12 protein-coding genes are annotated in these 16,047 nt (G+C 68.9%); 7 read left to right on the forward strand and 5 right to left on the reverse strand.

Annotated elements, in window-relative coordinates:
• The first annotated feature begins 68 nt into the window (after window positions 1–68).
• Window positions 69–1,097, forward strand: a complete 1,029-nt coding sequence (locus FB547_RS03950) for an FUSC family protein (RefSeq protein WP_145739808.1) — start codon at window positions 69–71, stop codon at window positions 1,095–1,097.
• Between the two features lie 6 nt (window positions 1,098–1,103).
• On the opposite strand, the gene rocF is transcribed toward FB547_RS03950, so the two are convergent.
• Window positions 1,104–2,027: an arginase gene (rocF, locus tag FB547_RS03955; protein WP_145739810.1), complete on the reverse strand. Its 924-nt coding sequence runs from the start codon at window positions 2,025–2,027 to the stop codon at window positions 1,104–1,106.
• On the reverse strand, window positions 2,024–4,117 hold the full coding sequence (locus FB547_RS03960) for a prolyl oligopeptidase family serine peptidase (RefSeq protein WP_145739812.1): 2,094 nt from the start codon (window positions 4,115–4,117) through the stop codon (window positions 2,024–2,026). The genes rocF and FB547_RS03960 overlap by 4 nt, the downstream gene beginning before the upstream one ends.
• 154 nt (window positions 4,118–4,271) lie before the next feature.
• Here FB547_RS03960 and FB547_RS03965 point away from each other — a divergent pair, with 154 nt between their 5' ends.
• The 5 genes from FB547_RS03965 to FB547_RS03985 all read left to right on the forward strand — a co-directional run bounded on the left by FB547_RS03965 (window position 4,272) and on the right by FB547_RS03985 (window position 8,704).
• On the forward strand, window positions 4,272–5,939 hold the full coding sequence (locus FB547_RS03965; RefSeq protein ID WP_145739814.1) for a WS/DGAT/MGAT family O-acyltransferase: 1,668 nt from the start codon (window positions 4,272–4,274) through the stop codon (window positions 5,937–5,939).
• A gap of 146 nt (window positions 5,940–6,085) precedes the next feature.
• Complete coding sequence (locus FB547_RS03970; RefSeq protein ID WP_145739816.1) at window positions 6,086–6,640, forward strand: hypothetical protein; 555 nt, start codon at window positions 6,086–6,088, stop codon at window positions 6,638–6,640.
• 17 nt (window positions 6,641–6,657) lie between these two features.
• Window positions 6,658–7,167: a phasin family protein gene (locus tag FB547_RS03975; RefSeq protein WP_145739818.1), complete on the forward strand. Its 510-nt coding sequence runs from the start codon at window positions 6,658–6,660 to the stop codon at window positions 7,165–7,167.
• 42 nt (window positions 7,168–7,209) lie between these two features.
• Window positions 7,210–7,845: a TetR/AcrR family transcriptional regulator gene (locus tag FB547_RS03980; protein ID WP_145739820.1), complete on the forward strand. Its 636-nt coding sequence runs from the start codon at window positions 7,210–7,212 to the stop codon at window positions 7,843–7,845.
• 85 nt (window positions 7,846–7,930) lie between these two features.
• Complete coding sequence (locus FB547_RS03985) at window positions 7,931–8,704, forward strand: esterase/lipase family protein (RefSeq protein WP_145739822.1); 774 nt, start codon at window positions 7,931–7,933, stop codon at window positions 8,702–8,704.
• 12 nt (window positions 8,705–8,716) lie between these two features.
• Here the strand turns inward: FB547_RS03985 and FB547_RS03990 are convergent, their stop codons facing one another.
• The 3 genes from FB547_RS03990 to FB547_RS04000 all read right to left on the reverse strand — a co-directional run bounded on the left by FB547_RS03990 (window position 8,717) and on the right by FB547_RS04000 (window position 14,347).
• A complete protein-coding gene (locus FB547_RS03990; RefSeq protein ID WP_145739823.1) occupies window positions 8,717–11,947 on the reverse strand; it encodes a bifunctional cytochrome P450/NADPH--P450 reductase in 3,231 nt (1,076 codons plus the stop codon).
• Between the two features lie 421 nt (window positions 11,948–12,368).
• Window positions 12,369–13,625 (reverse strand): branched-chain amino acid ABC transporter substrate-binding protein, encoded by a 1,257-nt coding sequence (locus FB547_RS03995; RefSeq protein WP_145739825.1) that lies wholly within the window; start codon window positions 13,623–13,625, stop codon window positions 12,369–12,371.
• Window positions 13,626–13,648: 23 nt separating this feature from the next.
• Window positions 13,649–14,347: a TetR/AcrR family transcriptional regulator gene (locus FB547_RS04000; protein ID WP_145739826.1), complete on the reverse strand. Its 699-nt coding sequence runs from the start codon at window positions 14,345–14,347 to the stop codon at window positions 13,649–13,651.
• A gap of 86 nt (window positions 14,348–14,433) precedes the next feature.
• On the opposite strand from FB547_RS04000, the gene FB547_RS04005 reads away from it, so the two are divergent.
• The gene (locus FB547_RS04005; protein ID WP_145739828.1) at window positions 14,434–16,047 is read left to right on the forward strand and encodes an AMP-binding protein; all 1,614 of its coding nucleotides are present in this window, start codon (window positions 14,434–14,436) and stop codon (window positions 16,045–16,047) included.

Genomic DNA, 16,047 nt, shown 5'->3' on the forward strand with positions numbered 1-16,047 from the left:
TGTGCCTCGCGCGAGGCCGCCTTGGCCCGCGCCATCGGCGAGCCTTCGCCGGGCGAGGCACGGCCGCGATGATGCCGATGGCGCCGGCCCTGCAGCGCATCGGCGGCTTCTGGCGCGAGGGCCGCTGGCGCGCGGGCGCGCAGCTCGCGGCCGCGGTGGCGCTGGCCTGGGGGGTGGCCGTGGCGATGCGGCTGCCCGAAAGCTTCTGGGCCGTGATGAGCGTGCTGATCGTCATGCGGCCGAGCGCCGGCGCCACGCTCGATGCCGGATGGGAGCGCGTGCGCGGCACGGCCGCTGGCGCGCTCTGCGGACTCGCGGGGGTCTACCTGCAGCACCTGGGCGCGCCGGTGCTCGCGACCACGCTGGCCACCGTCACGCTGCTGGCTTTTGCCGGCGCCGCATTGCCGGGCTTGCGCAGTGCGCCCGTGGCCGCGCTGATCATCCTCTCGGCCAGCGCCATTCCCGGCCACTCGCCGCTCCAGGTGGCGCTGCTGCGCATGGTGCAGATCGGCGTCGGCGTGGGCGTGGCGCTCGCGGTTTCCGTCATTGCGTCGGAATACCGCGCGGGTCCGCGCTTCGATGCGGGTTGTGCCGCATTGCTGCGCGGCATGGCCAGGCGCCTGGCCGCGCTGGACAGCGGCGGCGCTGCCGGGCTGCCTGCCGAGTCCGAGAGCGAGCGCGCCAACGCTGCGGCGCGCGCGGCGCTCGCGCGGCTGGCGGTGCTCGCGGGCAGTGCCGACCTGGAAGCCCGCTGGTGGCGCCGCGGTGCTGCCGTGCCGGCGGCGCAGTCCTGCCGCAGCAAGGCGCGGCTCGCGGCGCGGATCTTCCAGGATGCCGCCATGCTCGAACGCATGCTGCGCCGCGCGCCGTCCGGCGATCCCGCATGGCAGGACACCGCCCGGGCCGCGGCCGCCGCACTCGCCGCCATGGCCGATGCGCTCGAAGGCCAGGGCACGCCCGATCTTGCCAAGCTTGCGCAGGTCGCACGGCGGCATGAGGCGCCGGGCACCTCGCCTGCCTTGCTGCTGGCGGCGCCGGCGTGCCTGCTGCTCGAAGACCTGCAGCGCATGCAGCGCTGCGTGGCGGCCGCGGCCTGAAGCCGCTCAGCGCACCAGCGTCGACTTTCCGAACAGGCTCTCGATCAGTTCCACCGCCACTTCGGCAGTCTGGTTGCGCACGTCGAGCGCGGGGTTGAGCTCCACCACGTCGACCGAGCCGAGGCGGCGTGTGTCGGCGACCATTTCCATGCACAGCTGCATCTCCCGGTAGGTCGGGCCGCCGCGCACGCCGGTGCCCACGCCGGGCGCGATGCCGGGGTCGAGGCAGTCGAGGTCGAAGCTCACGTGCAGGTGGGTGTCCTCGTCCACGTCCTGCAGCGCCTCGGTCATGGTGGTGCGCATGCCGTGCTCGTCGATGTGGCGCATGTCGAACACGTGCAGGCCAAGCGTGCGGATGGCGTCCTTCTCGTCCTCGTCGACGCTGCGGATGCCGATGAAGCGGATGGCGTCGTGCTCCAGCGCCGCGCGTTCGCCGCTCCAGCCGGTGAGCGCCGCCGGCCCGTGGCCCAGCAGGCAGGACACGGGCATGCCGTGCAGGTTGCCGCTCGGGCTGGTGCTTTCGGTGTTGACGTCGGAGTGCGCGTCGAGCCACAGCACGCGCAGTTTCTTGCCCCGCTTGCGCGCATGCCAGGCCACGGCGCTGATCGAGCCGATCGCCAGGCAATGGTCGCCGCCCATCATGAGCGGCACGTGGCCGGTGCCCAGGGCGGTGTCGACGGCGGCATAGACGGAACGGTTCCAGGCAATCACCTCGTCGAGGTGGCGCAGGCCGTTGGCCGGCGCGGTCCATGGGGTGGCGGGGCCCGCGAGGTTGCCGCGGTCGATCACGGCGAAGCCCTGCCGCGCGAGCGCCTCCGGCAGCCCGGCCACGCGCAGCGCATCGGGGCCCATGCCGGCGCCGCGCACGCTGGCGCCGACGTCGGTGGGCGCGCCGATCAGTTCGAGGGTGGTGCCATGGTCGTTGCTCATGTCGATGTCCGTCCGATGTGCTCCCACAGGTAGGCGTAGCCCAGGGCGTCCATGAAGGCCGCCTCCTTGTTGTCGGTGGCTGCGCTGTGGCCGCCTTCCATGTTCTCGTAGAAGCTGCTGTCGCAGCCCATGGCGGCCAGCTTCGCATGCATCTTGCGCGCATGCACCGGGCCCACGCGGTCGTCGCGCGTCGACGTGGTGAAGAGCGCCGGCGGATAGGGCTGGCCGGGCTTCGCGTTCTCGTAGGGCGAGAAGGCCCGGATCCAGGCCCATTCTTCCGGCTGGTCGGGGTCGCCGTATTCGGCGATCCACGAGGCGCCGGCCGACAGGTGGGTGTAGCGCTTCATGTCGAGCAGCGCCACCTCGCTCACGATGGCGCCATAGAGCCGGGGGTAGAGCGTGAGCATGTTGCCCATCAGCAGCCCGCCGTTGCTGCCGCCCATGGCCCCCAGGTGCCGCGGCGAGGTGATGTTGCGCGCGATGAGGTGCTCCGACACCGCGGCGAAGTCCTCGCAGGTGCGCAGGCGGTCGTGCTGCAGCGCGGCCTGGTGCCAGCGCGGCCCGTACTCGCCGCCGCCGCGGATGTTGGCGACCACGTAGACGCCGCCCCGTTCGAGCCATGCGCGGCCGATGGTGCCGCTGTAGCTCGGCTGCAGCGAGATCTCGAAGCCGCCGTAGGCGTACTGCAGCGTGGGGTTCCTGCCGTCGGCCTGCAGGTCCTTGGGCGCGATCTCGAAGTAGGGCACGCGCGTGCCGTCCTTCGAGGTGGCGAAATGCTGGCTCACGCGATAGCGCGAGGCGTCGAAGAAGGCGGGGCTGTCCTTCAGCGCTTCGGGCTCGCCGCGGCCGATGGTGCCGACGTAGAGCGTGGTCGGCTGCAGGAAGCCGCTCACGGTCAGGAAGTAGTCGTCGCTCTCGTCTTCGTCGACACCGCCGGCCGCGATGGTCGAGAGCTCGGGCGCGCCGCCCAGGCTCTCGCGCTTCCATTCCTTCGAGCCGGCCTGCGGCGTGAGCACCTCGAGCCGGTTCACCACGTCGTGCATCACGTTGAGGATCAGGTGGTGGCGGGTCCACGAATGGTCGTCGAGCGCGGTGGTGTCGTCGGGCTCGAACAGCACGGTGATCTCGCGCTGGCCGGCCATGTAGTCGTCGAAGCGCGCCGCCAGCAGCGAGCCCGGCCTGTAGGTGGCGCCGCCCACGGTCCAGGGGCTGCGCGGCTCGACCAGCATCCACTCGCGCGTGACCTCGGTGCTGGCATCGTCGGGCACGTCGATCTTCACCAGCCGGCCGTCGCTCGTGCGCAGCCAGGTCTCGCTGTCGTAGAAGTCCATCTGGCGCGAGACGAAGTCGCGTTCGAAGCCCGGCGTGTTGTCGCGCCAGGCGCTGACCGTCATGTCGTCCGCGCCGCCCTCGTAGACCGTCGCCGCGCTTTCCAGCGGCGTGCCGCGCTTCCATTCCTTCACGATGCGCGGGTAGCTCGAACTGGTCATCGAGCCGGGGCCGAAATCGGTGGCCACGTAGAGATGGTCGATGTCTTTCCACGCCACGTTGCTCTTGGCCTCGGGCAGCGTGAAGCCGCTGGCGACGAACTGCTTGAGTTCGAGGTCGAACTCGCGCACCACGTTCGCGTCGGCGCCGCCGCGCGAGAGCGAGACCAGGCAGCGCTTGTAGCCGGGCTGCAGGCAGTCGGCGCCGTGCCAGACCCAGTTTTCCTTGTCGGCCTCGGCCAGCGCGTCGAGGTCGAGCACGGTTTCCCAGTCGGGCTGGGGCTTGCGGTATTCGGCCAGCGTGGTGCGCCGCCACAGGCCCTTGGGGTTCTTCTTGTCGCGCCAGAAGTTGTAGAAGAGCGGGCCGATCTTGCGCACCATCGGAATGCGGGCCTCGGAGTCGAGCACTTCGAGGATGCCCTGCTCCATGCGCTCGAAGGCGGGCGATTGCGCGTAGCGCTGCACGGTCTTCGCGTTGTGTTGGCGGGCCCATGCGAGCTGTTCGGCGCCGTCGATGTCTTCGAGCCACTGGTGCTCGTCGGTCTGCGTGGAAGCGGTGGATGTCATGGGCGCAGTGTACGAATCCGCCGTGAAGAAAGGCATGCCTGCCGGCAGGGTCGGCCAAAGCTATTGAATTCATAGCGTCAACCGGCCCTAGTGACAAACCCGCGTTCGGCTGTTTGGCCTCGATGCGCGGGGCTCCCACGGGTATCCTGCCGGACGGACGGCGCCTGGCGAACACAAGGAGACACGACACATGAAGCACCTGAGCGGTCTTGATGCCACCTTCCTGCACCTGGAAACCCCCGAGATGCCGATGCACGTCGGCTCGCTCAACGTGCTCGACCTGCCCAAGGGCTACAAGGGCGACTTCTACGAAGACGCCAAGCAGTTCATGGCCAGCCGCATCCACCTGGCCGACGTGTTCACGCGCAAGCTCGCGCTGATGCCCTTCGACATGACCAACCCGGTGTGGGTGGCCGACGACGACATCGACCTCGACTACCACGTGCGCCACATCACGCTGCCCAGGCCCGGCACCAACCGGCAGCTGCAGCAGTACGTGGCGCGCCTGCATTCCACCTTGCTCGACCGCAGCCGGCCGATGTGGGAGTTCTTCATCATCGACGGCCTGAAGAGCGGCCAGGTGGCGCTCTACACCAAGGTGCACCACGCGGGCATCGACGGCCAGGCCGGCGTGGCGCTCGGCAAGGCCATCTTCGACCTCGAGCCCACCGGCCGCGTGGTCAAGCCGCCGCGCGCGCGTCCGCGCAGCAGCGGCTACCAGCTGGGCATGGCCGAGCTCGCGACCGCGGCGCTGCGCAACACGGCGCAGCAGTACGTGAAGCTCTTCAAGATGGCGCCGGCCATTGCGCGGGCGCTCGGCGGCCTGGCCAGGCCGGACGAAAAGGCGGCCGAGAAGGACGCCGCCACCGCGCCGAAGAAGTTCAACCTGTTTGCGCCGCGCACCTCGCTGAACGTGTCGATCACCAACCAGCGCACCTTCGCGGGCCGCACCATCTCGCTGGCCGAGACCAAGCACATCGCCAAGCACTTCGGCGTGTCGCTCAACGACGTGGTGATGGCCACGGTGGCCGGCGCGCTGCGCCACTACCTGGCCGACAACAATGAGCTGCCGGCCAAGCCGCTGGTGGCCGGCGTGCCCGTGAGCCTGCGCGAAGCCGGCGACGAGACCGCCAACAACCAGGCCAGCATGATCCTCGTGAGCCTGGCCACCGACATCACCGACCCGGTGCAGCGGCTGAAGGCCATCAACGCATCGTCGAACAGCTCGAAGTCGACCATGAACCGCTTCAAGGCGGTGATCCTCGACGACTTCCCGACCTTTGCCGCGCCCTGGCTGGTGTCGGGCATCGCCTCGATGGTGGGCCGCTCGGGCCTGGTGAACCTGCTGCCGCCGGCCGCCAACGTGGCCATCTCGAACGTGGCGGGCGCGCCGTTCCCGATGTACTTTGCGGGCGCGCTCGTCACCAGCTACTACCCGGTGTCGATCGCCAGCCACGGCACCGCCCTCAACGTCACGGTGCAGAGCTACAACGGGCGCATGGACTACGGCCTCATCGCCTGCCGCCGGGCCGTGCCCGACATCACCGAGATCGGCGACTACATGCTGGCCGAGCACCAGCTGCTGCTGGGCCTGACGCAGACGCGCCCGGCGACGGGCGCGGCGCCCGCGAAGGCAGCGGCGGCTCCCGAGCCCGCCCCCGCCGTGAAGGCGGCGCCCAGGCCGGTTGCAAAAAAGGCCGCCGCGAAGAAGCCGCCGGCAGCAAAAGCCCCCGCCGCCAAGGCACCGGCCGCCAAGACCACCGCCAGGAAAGCGCCGGCCAAGGCCGCCGCTCCCAAGGCGGCACCGCGCAAGCCCGCGGCGCCCGCCAAGCGCGCCAGGGCGGCCGCTGCGGCATGATCGGCAGGCGCGAGGGCCGGAAAATTGGGGCAGTTGGACTAGTTTTCCGACCGTTCTAGCTTTCCAGGACTAGGCACTCTGGAAGAAGATCACTTCATCGCGATTCCCGTGAATCCCGTGATTCGATCAACTTCCAGGACATCCACATGACCACGCAAGCTTCCTTCTCTTCCGCCGCCATCCACGTCATCGGCCAGTACAACGACGCCGGCAAGACCCTGGTGGGTGCCTACCGCGCCGGCGTTCATCGCCTGCTCGGCGGCGCTGCTTCGCGCTACAGCGAGTTCCTGGGCAGCCGCCAGATTCCGCTGGTGAGCGAACAGGTCAAGGCCAACCTGATCGGCGCGCAGGAAAAGATCAACGGTTTCCTGGCCAGGCGCCTGGACATCGACACCGGCCGCATCGTCTCGGTGATGGACCGCGTCGCGGCGGGCACCGCGAGCGGCATCGAAACCGTGGCCGGCCGCGTGGCGCGCGTCGAATCGCCGGTCGTCAGCTCGGTGGTCAAGACGCTGAATGCGCTGAACCAGCCGATCGCCAACGTGTCGGTGCAGATCGCCGACAAGGTGGCTGCCGGTGCCAAGCAGATCGAAGTGCGCGTGAGCGGCACCGAAGAAGCCAGACCCGTGCGCAGCGTGAAGGCCAAGGCCGCCGCCGCCAAGAAGCCGGTTCGCCGCACCGCCGCCCGCAAGGCGGCCTGACCCTGGAGTAACAACGCATGGCGACCCGCCCCGATCCGACGGACGATTCCAGGAAGAAGAGGGCGGCGCCTGCGAAGCCTGCCAGGAAGGTGCCCGCAGCCGGGAAGAAGGCCGCGGCACCGAAGAAGAAAACGGCGGCCGCCGCACCGGACGCAGTGCCGGGCAAGCAGGCCGGTGGCGCCGAAGGCCTGCTGCGCGCCGGCCTCAAGGTGCTCGGCAACGTGCGCGACGATGTCGCCAAGCGCCAGGCCAACGTGATCGAAGGGCTGCTGGGCATCGGCCAGGCCAGGTTCGATCCGGCGGGTGCCAAGGCCGCGGTTCCCCGCGGCTTTCCGAGCCTCGACAGCTTCGGCCTGCGCAAGTTCGAGGACGTGTTCGACCAGCGCGTGGCCACCGCCCTGCAGCGGCTGGGCATGCCCAGCGCAGAAGAGGTGCAGGCACTGCGTGAAGAAGTGATCCGGCTGCGCGAGCGCCTCGCGCAACTCGAGCCCAAGAACGCCGGCCCGCGCGGCAGCGGCAAGCGCTGAGCGCCAGCAGCCCAGCGAAGCACGCAGCAGCACCAGCCGGTTGTGGCCAGTTCCAACACCACGCGCGACCGCATCCTGCAGGCCAGCCTCGCGCTGTTCAATGCGCAAGGCCTGGCGGCCGTGTCCACGCACAAGATCGCGGCCGAGCTCGGCATCAGCCCGGGCAACCTGCACTACCACTTCAAGGCCAAGCAGCTGATCGTCGAGTGGCTGTTCCGGCGCTTCGAGCAGCGGCTCGAAGTGCTCGATGGCTCCGCGGGTTCGATCAGCGCCATCGACGACCTCTGGCTCGCGCTGCACCTTCGCTTCGAGGCCATCGACCAGTACCGCTTCATCTATCGCGACATGGCCTTTCTGGCCGGCGAATACCCCGCGCTCGGCCAGCGCGCGCAGGCGCTCACCGCGCAGAACCTGCTCGCGGCCCAGGCGCTCTGCGAAGGGCTGGTGGCCTCGGGCGTCATAGAGACCAGCGCCGAGCAGGCGCGCATCCTCGCCTTGCAGATGGTCTTCACCACCACCTGCTGGCTCTCGTTCGAACGCCTGGTGCCGGGGCGCGACGCGCTCGCGCAGGCCGACCCGGGCTTGGCGGCCTTCTACACGCTGACCTTGATTTCGCCGTATGTTTCGAGCGAATCGAGGGCTTACCTCGATTACCTGCGGGGCAAATACCTCGGATAAAGATCGCTGTTGTCCGACGGGGCGGTGAAACTTCGGTTCGCCATGCTCGTCCTGTAGAACAAAGAACAGAAAGGAAGCCGCCTCCATGACCACCGCCACCCGGGACCCCATCGCGCCGCCGTCGGGCCTGCTGCTGCTGGCCGAAGCGCGCGCACTCTGGGAAACGGGCGCCGGCATCGCGATGTGGCCGCTGCTGCAGCTCACGCCGCGCGGCGACGGGCATCCGGTGCTCGTGCTGCCCGGCCTCGTGGCGGGCGACGGCTCGACGCTGGTGCTGCGCCGCTACCTGTGCAGCCGCGGCTACGACGCGCACGGCTGGGGCCTGGGCCGCAACTTCGGGCCGCGCGAAGGCGTGGAGGACGGCATGCTCGCGCTGCTGAAGTCGCTCGCCGAAAAGAGCGGGCAGAAGGTCAGCCTGATCGGCTGGAGCCTGGGCGGCGTCTATGCGCGGCTGCTGGCGTCGGCGCAGCCGGAACTGGTGCGCAACGTCATCACCCTGGGCAGCCCGTTCTCCGGCAGCCCGCGCGCCACCAACGCATGGCGCGTGTACGAGGGCGTGAGCGGCCAGAGCTCGCACGACCCGCGCCGCATGAAGTTCGTGCAGCCCACGCCGCCGGTGCCCACGACCTCGATCTTCAGCCGCACCGATGGCGTGGTCGCCTGGCGCTGCAGCCTCGAGAAGCCGGGTCCGCAGGCAGAAAACATCGAGGTGGTCGCGAGCCACCTGGGGCTGGGCGCGCATCCGGCGGTGCTCTATGCGGTGGCCGACCGGCTTGCGCAGCCGCAGGGCGGGTGGAAGCCGTTCAACCGCGGGCTGCTCGGGCCGCTGGTCTATCCCGATCCGAGCCGCAAGGCCTGAGTTCCGGCGGGGTCAGGCCCCCGCCCAGACATCGAGCACGTAGCGCTGGTCGGCAATCATCCGGTCCATCCACGCCGCGCCGTCATGGCCATGCTCGCGCGCCAGGTCGGCCAGCGTGCGCCGCACGTCGGGCTCCATGCGCGAACCGTCGCCGCACACGTAGATCACGCCGCCCGCTTCCAGCAGCTTCCACACGGCCGCGCCCTGCTCGCGGATCAGGTCCTGCACATAGACCTTGCGTTCGCCCGCGCGCGAGAACGCCGTGTGCAGCTTCATCAGGCCGCGGTGCGACCAGGCCTCGAGCTCTTCGGCATAGATGAAATCCTGCTCGGGATGGCGACAGCCGAAGAACAGCATCGCATCGCCCAGCGCCTGGCCGCGCTCGGCCTGCGCCGCGCGTTCCTGCAGGAAGCCGCGGAACGGCGCAAGGCCGGTGCCGGGTCCGATCATGACGAGCGGGCGCTGCGCATCCTCGGGCAGGCGGAAGCCCTCGGCCGTGGTCTCGCGGATCACGCCGTGCACCGTGTCGCCCGCTTCGGCGCGCGCCAGGTAGTTGGAGCACACGCCCTCGAAGGTGCCGTTGCCCGAGAGCGCCGGCGCGCTCACCACGCCCACGGTGACGCTGCAGCGCCCCGGCGTCATCGCCGGCGACGACGAGATCGAGTAGTAGCGCGGCGAGAGCGGCGACAGCATTTCGAGGAACACCGCGAACGGCAGCTGGCAGGCGCGGTGCGCCTCGAGCAGGTCGAGCAGCGACTTTCGCTTGTGCAGCACCTCGGCCTTGTAGGCCGCCTGCGAGGCTTCGTCGCTGCCCGAGAGCGCGGCGAGCTTCGGTTGGGTGACCGGGCACTCGGTGTAGGCCGCGAGCGTGGCGATCTGCTTGCGCGTGGCCACGTCCTGCAGTTCGACATAGTCGCCGAGCAGGCGGTCGACCGCGATCACCTGGTCGACCGGCAGGGCCGTCTTGCGGCCCGGCTCGGCATGCAGCCGCACGTGCGCGGCGCGGTCGAAGCCGAAGTGCGCCATGGCGCGTTCCACCTGCGCCGGGCTGTTGCGCGGCACCACGCTCAGGTGGTCGCCGGCGCGGTAGTCCACGCCTTCGGGCAGCATCAGCTCGACGTGGCGGGTGGAGCGGCCCGCTTCGCCGGCGCTGCCGAGGTTCTTCTGCAGCTCGCGGTTCTCGATCACACGCAGCGCCACCGCGCCCAGTGCATCGACGAGCGCGTTCTTCTGCGGCGGCGGCAGTTCCTCGAGCGTGTAGAGCGGCTCGGCCTCGGCGGGCGTGTCGGCGCCGGACTGGATGCCGAAGGCCTTCACCAGTTCGGGCCAGAGCGCATCGCTCCAGTCCTGGAAGGCGCCGTCCATGTCCTCGCGCGCATCGCCTTCGCCGCGCGGATGCACGCGTGCGGCGCCGAGCGCCTCCAGCCGCTCGTCGATGCGCCGCGGCACCGCCTGGTAGGTGGCGGCCCAGTCGGTGTTGCCGCAGCCGAAGACGCTGAAGCGCACGCCGTTGAGCGAATCGTCGGCCTTGTCGAGCCAGCGGTGGAACTCGGCGGCGTTGTCGGGCGCCATGCCGTTGTACGAGGCGCAGACGATGGCGACGGCGCCGTTGGCGGGCAGCCGCTCGGCGTAGTCGTCGAGCGAAGCCATCTGCGTGGAGAAGCCGCGCAGCTCGCCGGCCTCGGCCAGCTGGCGCGCCAGGTCTTCGGCCGTGCCGAGGTTGGAGCCCTGCAGCACCAGCAGCGAGGTGCCGTGGCGCGCCGCCTGCGGCTTGCGCGCGGCGGGTCTCGCCGAGGCGGCCGGCGTGGCTGCTACTGCCGATGCTTCCCCGTTGCCGCGCGGCCGTGAGGCCGGGTCGCGCAGCAGCGCCTTGATCCTGAAGTTCTCGGGCTTGATCGTGAGCGCTTCCTTGATCCTGAGCTTGTAGCCCGTGTGGTCGACCAGGTTGAAGCGCTGCAGGATCATGCCCAGCGTGAGCACCGCTTCCTGCAATGCGAACTGGCGGCCGATGCAGGCGCGCTGCCCGTTGCCGAAGGGCTTGAAGGCATTCACCGGCCGCTCGCGCTCGGCCTCGCGGCTGAAGTGGTCGGGGTTGAACTGGTCGGCGTCCTCGCCCCAGATGCCCTTGTCGCGATGCAGCGCCAGCGCATGCATGATGACCATGTTGTTCTTCTTGATCGTGTACTGGCCGCCGATCTTGGTGTCTTCCTTGGCGCGCATCGAGATCGCGGGCGCGGTCGGGTACAGGCGCAGCGACTCCTTGAGCACCTGCATCACGTACTGCAGGCGGTTGACCTGGGCGTAGGTGGGCTTTTGCGTGGTGTCGCCGCCGAACACGCTGTCGACCTCGGCCTGCGCCTTGGCCAGCGCCTCGGGGTTCTTCAGCAGGAAGTAGATCGCGAACGAGAGCAGGCCGCTGGTGGTCTCGTGCCCCGCGATGAGAAATTCGATGCACTCGTCGCGGATCATCTTGTCGGTGAGCTTCTCGCCGCTCTTCTTGTCGACGCCCGCGATCATGTAACTCAGCAGGTCGGGCTTGGTGGCGATGTCGGCCCCGCTCGCGCGGCGCTCCTCGATGATGTCTTCCACCATCTTGTGCATGAAGCGGATGTCCTTGCGCTGCTGCGCGAGCTCCTTCTTCAGCATGAACTCTTCCAGCGGCAGGCCGCGGCGGTTCTGCACCGTTTCGAGCGTGCGCACCATCGCATCGACGAAGGGATGGAAGCCCTCGCGGTAGAAGGAATTGAAGCGGTAGCCGAAGCCGCACAGGCCGATGGTGTCGAGCGTGAGCGCCGTCATGTCGCGCACCACGTCCACCTCCTCGTCGAAGTTCAGGCGCTCCCACTTGGTGACCAGCTGGCCCGCGATGTCCAGCATCATCGGGTGGTAGGCCTGCATGGCGCGCTGGCTGAAGTTGGCCAGCAGGATGTTGTGCGGCTTCGACCAGGTTTCCTCGTGCGTATCGGAGGTGAAGAGCCCGTGCGATGCGGCGCGCAGCCGGCGCAGCGCGCCGCGCGTGCTCTTGTCGAAGCGCGCCTCTTCGCAGAGCTCGTCGACCAGCGCGGGCGATGACACCACGATCACCGGCATGCCCGGCATGTCGAGCCAGTAGATGCCGCCGAGGTCCTGCGCGATCTTCCACATGTCGAGCACGGGGGAGTCGGACCCGATCGACAGCAGGTTGCCGACGAACGGCTTCTTCGCGGGATGCGGGATCGGATGGAGCGAGTTTTTGCCTGCCATGGGGTGCTGTGCCTTTGGAGTGGACCCGCTTCGGAGATTCCGGCGTGTGACCCGGAGTATCCCGAGGGCACCGGTGGGGGGCAGGACGGGGTTTCCCTTAGGCTGGTTCAGCGCCTCGTCCGGGGAGCCGCCGTTCAGGGCGCGCTCCCGCCGACGGGGTACGCGGCGAAGCGAATGTCCCCCGCGCTTCGCGCTCCTCCTTTATTTCGCTGCGCAAGGCACCCCATCGGCGGGAGCGGGATCAGAGCACTGGTTGATCAGCGGTGCACCCAGAGCGTGCCCTGGTGCACAGAGCATCGGGTGCTCCCCGCAGCGAAATCAAGGAGGAGGCCGAAGGCCGGGGGACATTCGCGGAGGGGAGTACCCGGTGATCTGTGCACGCGCCCCGAAGGACTTCAGCCGCAACAGCAAGCAAAAGCCCTCAGGGCCGAACCATCTTGCATTCGGAGCCCTGTGCCAGCTCGTTGCCCGTGTAGACAGCGTCCGTCCGGAAGCCGTAGTTGGTGCCTTCCCAGCCGGTCTTCACCGCCTTGCCGTCCACCGGCATGATGGTGTTGACCACCTGTGGCAGCAGCAGCTGATGGTCCTCGGCGCGCATGCGGACAGGGCCCACCACGGAGTCGTAGCTCATGTCTTCCAGCGCATGGGCCACCTTCACGGTATCGGTGGATCCGGCCTTGTTGATCGCGGCAGCCAGCAGGCGCGGCGTGAGGTCGATGCGGGGCGCCAGGAAATCCTTGCTCGTCTTGGCTTTGTAGGCCTTGGCCAGCGCGTCGGCGCGCGGCGTGTCGGCCTGCCCCGGATGCCACTCGGCGACCCAGGTCAGCTGGCCGAGCTTGGCCTGCGACACCGCCAGCACCGTGCCCGGCACCGAGCCCGCGCTGTGGTTGAAGTAGCGCAGGTTGTAGCCGGCATCGCCCGCGGCCTTGAGCAGCAGCGTCATGTCCTGGCCCCAGTTGCCGGTGATGACCGAGTCGGCACCGCTTTGCTTGATGTTCGCGATGTAGGGCGAGAAGTCCTTCACCCGGCCGATCGGATGCAGCGTTTCGCCGACGAACTGCACGTCGGGCCGCGCCAGCCCCACCAGCTGCCTGCCGTAGCTCGCCCACTGCTTGCCGTGGGCATAGTCCTGGTTCAGCAGGTAGACCTTCTTCACGTCGGGCGTCTTCTTGATGTAGTTGGCCAGCGCCTTCATCTTCATCGCCGTGTTGGCCTCGGTCTGGAAGTGCCAGAAGCTGCAGCCCTTGCCCGTCATCTCGGGGTCGATCGAGGAATGGTTCAGCACGAGCAGCTCCTTGCCCGGGTTGCGCTGGTTCCAGCGCGCCACCGATTGAACGAGCGCGGTCACTACCGAGGAGCCCGATCCACCCGTGACGATGGCCTTGGCGCCTTGGTCGATGGCCGCCTGCAGCGCGCTCTGGCTTTCCTGCGCCGAGAGCTTGCTGTCGAACTGCAGCAGCTGCAGCTTCATGCCGCCGAGCACGCCGCCCTTGGCGTTGATCTCCTCGATGGCGTACTGCGTGTGCGTCAGCATCAGCTCGCCCACGTTCGCGAACGGCCCCGAGAGCGGGTCGATGTAGGCGATCTTGTAGGCGGGTTGCTGGGCCTGGGCGCCGCCGGCAACGGCCAGCAGGCAGGCGAGGGCGATCGGCGCCAGTGGCGCGTGCTTGGACTTCATGGTTTGTCTCTCGGGTTGTGTGGTCAGTGCTGGGTGCGCAGGCCGATCACCCGGCTCGCGAGCTTCGTGAGCTCGGCCGCCACCTCGTCGGGCGAGAGGCGCCCGTTCGGCCGGTACCAGCTGTAGAGGAAACCGGGCAGGCTGCAGGCCGCCAATGCGGTGATCTTGGTCTCGGCGAAGTCCAGGTCGCCGTCGCGGCGCGCCTCCTCGAGCAGCGGGCACAGCAGGTCGTAGAAGTGGTGCGCGAGCTTCTTCTGCGCCGCGATGTATTCGGGCCGGTACACCTGCGGCTCGCGGTATGGAAAGAAGGCGCAGGGATGGTGCGCAATGGTGGCGCGGATCAGCCGCTCGATGCCTTCGAGCACCTTCTCGCTCGCGCGGCGCGGATCGCCGGCCGCGAAATCGAGTGCGGTGAAGCAGTCGACCGCGGGACGCCACGACAGCGTTTCGAAGATCTCCTGCTTGTCGCGGAAGTAGTAGTACACGAAGGGCTTGGTCACGCCCAGTGCACGCACGATCTGCGCCATGGTGGTGTTGGCATAGCCCTGCGCCGCAAAGAGCTGTGCCGCCGCCTGCAGGATGCGCTCGCGCTGCAGGTCGGTGCCCTGCGTGGCCGCGCGCTGGCGCCCGGTGCCCTGCGGAAGGTGCGGCTGTGCCGTGGTGGTGGCCGAGGTTGCGGCCTTGCCAGAGGGTTTGTGCCGTGTCGCGGAAGTTATACCCATGGGTAGGATTGTTGGTGCACCATGCACCCATTGGCAAGCGCCTGGCTCCTGCAGCCGGCTATCGATAACCCTGAGAAAGTGACGCCATGGAGACATTGCCCGACCGTCCGCAACAGCCCCTGCACGAGTACCTGCGTGCCCATGCGCGCGAGCGCGGAGAGCGCCCGGCCTGCATCTGGTACGGCCATGCCATGAGTTGGGCGCAGCTCGACCGCGCGAGCGATGCCTTCGCGGCGCGGCTGCAGGCCATCGGCGTGAAGAAGGGCGAACCGGTGGTGCTGTTCCTCAACAACTGCCCGCAGTACCTGGTCGCGCATTTCGGCATCCAGAAGATCGGTGCCATCGTCTGCCCCAGCGGCCCGCTCAACAAGGAGCACGAGCTGGCCTACCAGGTCAACGATCTCCACGCGCGCGTGATCGTCGCCGCCGCGCCGCTGCTGCCGGTGGTGCGCAAGGTGCAGTCGCAGAGCGCACTCGCGCACGTGTTCGTGGTGCACTACGCCGACCTGCTGCCCGAACAGCCCACGCTCGACCTGCCCGCCGAACTGCTCGCCGAGCGCAACGTCCCGCGCAGCGTGCCCGAGGGATGCGAGGACTTCCTGGCCGTGATGCAGGCCGACGCCGCGCCGCAGCCCGTGGCCATCGACCTCGACGACGTGGCGCTCATGACCTACACCTCCGGCACCACCGGGCTGCCCAAGGGCGCGATGCTGAGCTATGGCAACGCGCTGTTCAAGACCCGCGCCGCCGCCGATTGCAACGGCGTGGCCGGCGACGATGTGCTGCTTTCCATCGCTCCGCTCTATCACATCGCCGGCATGCTGATGGGGGTGAACGTGCCGGTGCTCAGTGGCGCGGCGTCGGTGCTGCTGCACCGCTTCGATCCGCGCGCGGTGCTGCAGGCCATCGCGCGCTACAAGGTGAGCTGGTGGTACAGCATCGCGCCGATGAACGTGGCCTGCATGCAGGTGCCCGACATCGCGGGCTTCGACCTCTCGAGCCTGCGGCGCAATCCGGTCACGAGCTTCGGCATCGCCTTCACCGAGCCGCTGGCCGCGCAGTGGCGCGCGCATGCGCCCAACTGCACGTCGTTCGAGGCCGCCTACGGGCTCAGCGAAACCCACACCTGCGACACCTACACGCCGCACCATGCGCCGCGCTGGGGCACGCAGGGCGTCGCGGTGCCGGGCGTGCGCATTCGCATCGTCGACCCCGAGACGCAGGCCGACCTGCCCGCGGGCGAGGTCGGCGAGATCGTGCTCGCCAGCCCCGGCTCCTTCAAGGGCTACTGGAACAAGCCCGAGGCCACGGCCGCCACGCTGCGCAGTGGATGGGTGCACACCGGCGACATGGGCAAGCTCGATGCCGATGGCTATCTCACCTTCATCGGCCGCTTCAAGGAGATGATCAAGGTCTCCGGCTACAGCGTGTTCCCGGAAGAGGTCGAGACCATCCTCATCAAGCACCCCGCGGTGGCCCAGGCCGCGGTCATCGCGCAGCCCGATGCCGAGAAGGGCGAGGTGGTCAAGGCCTTCATCGTGCGCAAGCCCGGCGCGGCGCTCGAGGCCGACGCGCTCATGGCCTGGGCGCGCGACAACATGGCCAGCTACAAGGCGCCGCGCGCCGTGAGCTTCATCGATGCCTTGCCGACCACCGGCGCCGGCAAGGTGCTGCGGCGCCTGCTGAAAGACAAAGCCTGA

This window comes from Variovorax beijingensis, from assembly GCF_007828835.1.
Taxonomy (GTDB): domain Bacteria; phylum Pseudomonadota; class Gammaproteobacteria; order Burkholderiales; family Burkholderiaceae_C; genus Variovorax; species Variovorax beijingensis_A.

Coding starts and splice junctions, on each gene's coding strand:
- FB547_RS04005 (WP_145739828.1), top strand. CDS start 14,434: ATGGAGACATTGCCCGACCGTCCGCAACAGCCCCTGCACGAGTACCTG.
- FB547_RS03960 (WP_145739812.1), bottom strand. CDS start 4,117: ATGCCTTTCTTCACGGCGGATTCGTACACTGCGCCCATGACATCCACC.
- FB547_RS03985 (WP_145739822.1), top strand. CDS start 7,931: ATGACCACCGCCACCCGGGACCCCATCGCGCCGCCGTCGGGCCTGCTG.
- FB547_RS03950 (WP_145739808.1), top strand. CDS start 69: ATGATGCCGATGGCGCCGGCCCTGCAGCGCATCGGCGGCTTCTGGCGC.
- FB547_RS03975 (WP_145739818.1), top strand. CDS start 6,658: ATGGCGACCCGCCCCGATCCGACGGACGATTCCAGGAAGAAGAGGGCG.
- FB547_RS03995 (WP_145739825.1), bottom strand. CDS start 13,625: ATGAAGTCCAAGCACGCGCCACTGGCGCCGATCGCCCTCGCCTGCCTG.
- rocF (WP_145739810.1), bottom strand. CDS start 2,027: ATGAGCAACGACCATGGCACCACCCTCGAACTGATCGGCGCGCCCACC.
- FB547_RS03990 (WP_145739823.1), bottom strand. CDS start 11,947: ATGGCAGGCAAAAACTCGCTCCATCCGATCCCGCATCCCGCGAAGAAG.
- FB547_RS03965 (WP_145739814.1), top strand. CDS start 4,272: ATGAAGCACCTGAGCGGTCTTGATGCCACCTTCCTGCACCTGGAAACC.
- FB547_RS03970 (WP_145739816.1), top strand. CDS start 6,086: ATGACCACGCAAGCTTCCTTCTCTTCCGCCGCCATCCACGTCATCGGC.
- FB547_RS04000 (WP_145739826.1), bottom strand. CDS start 14,347: ATGGGTATAACTTCCGCGACACGGCACAAACCCTCTGGCAAGGCCGCA.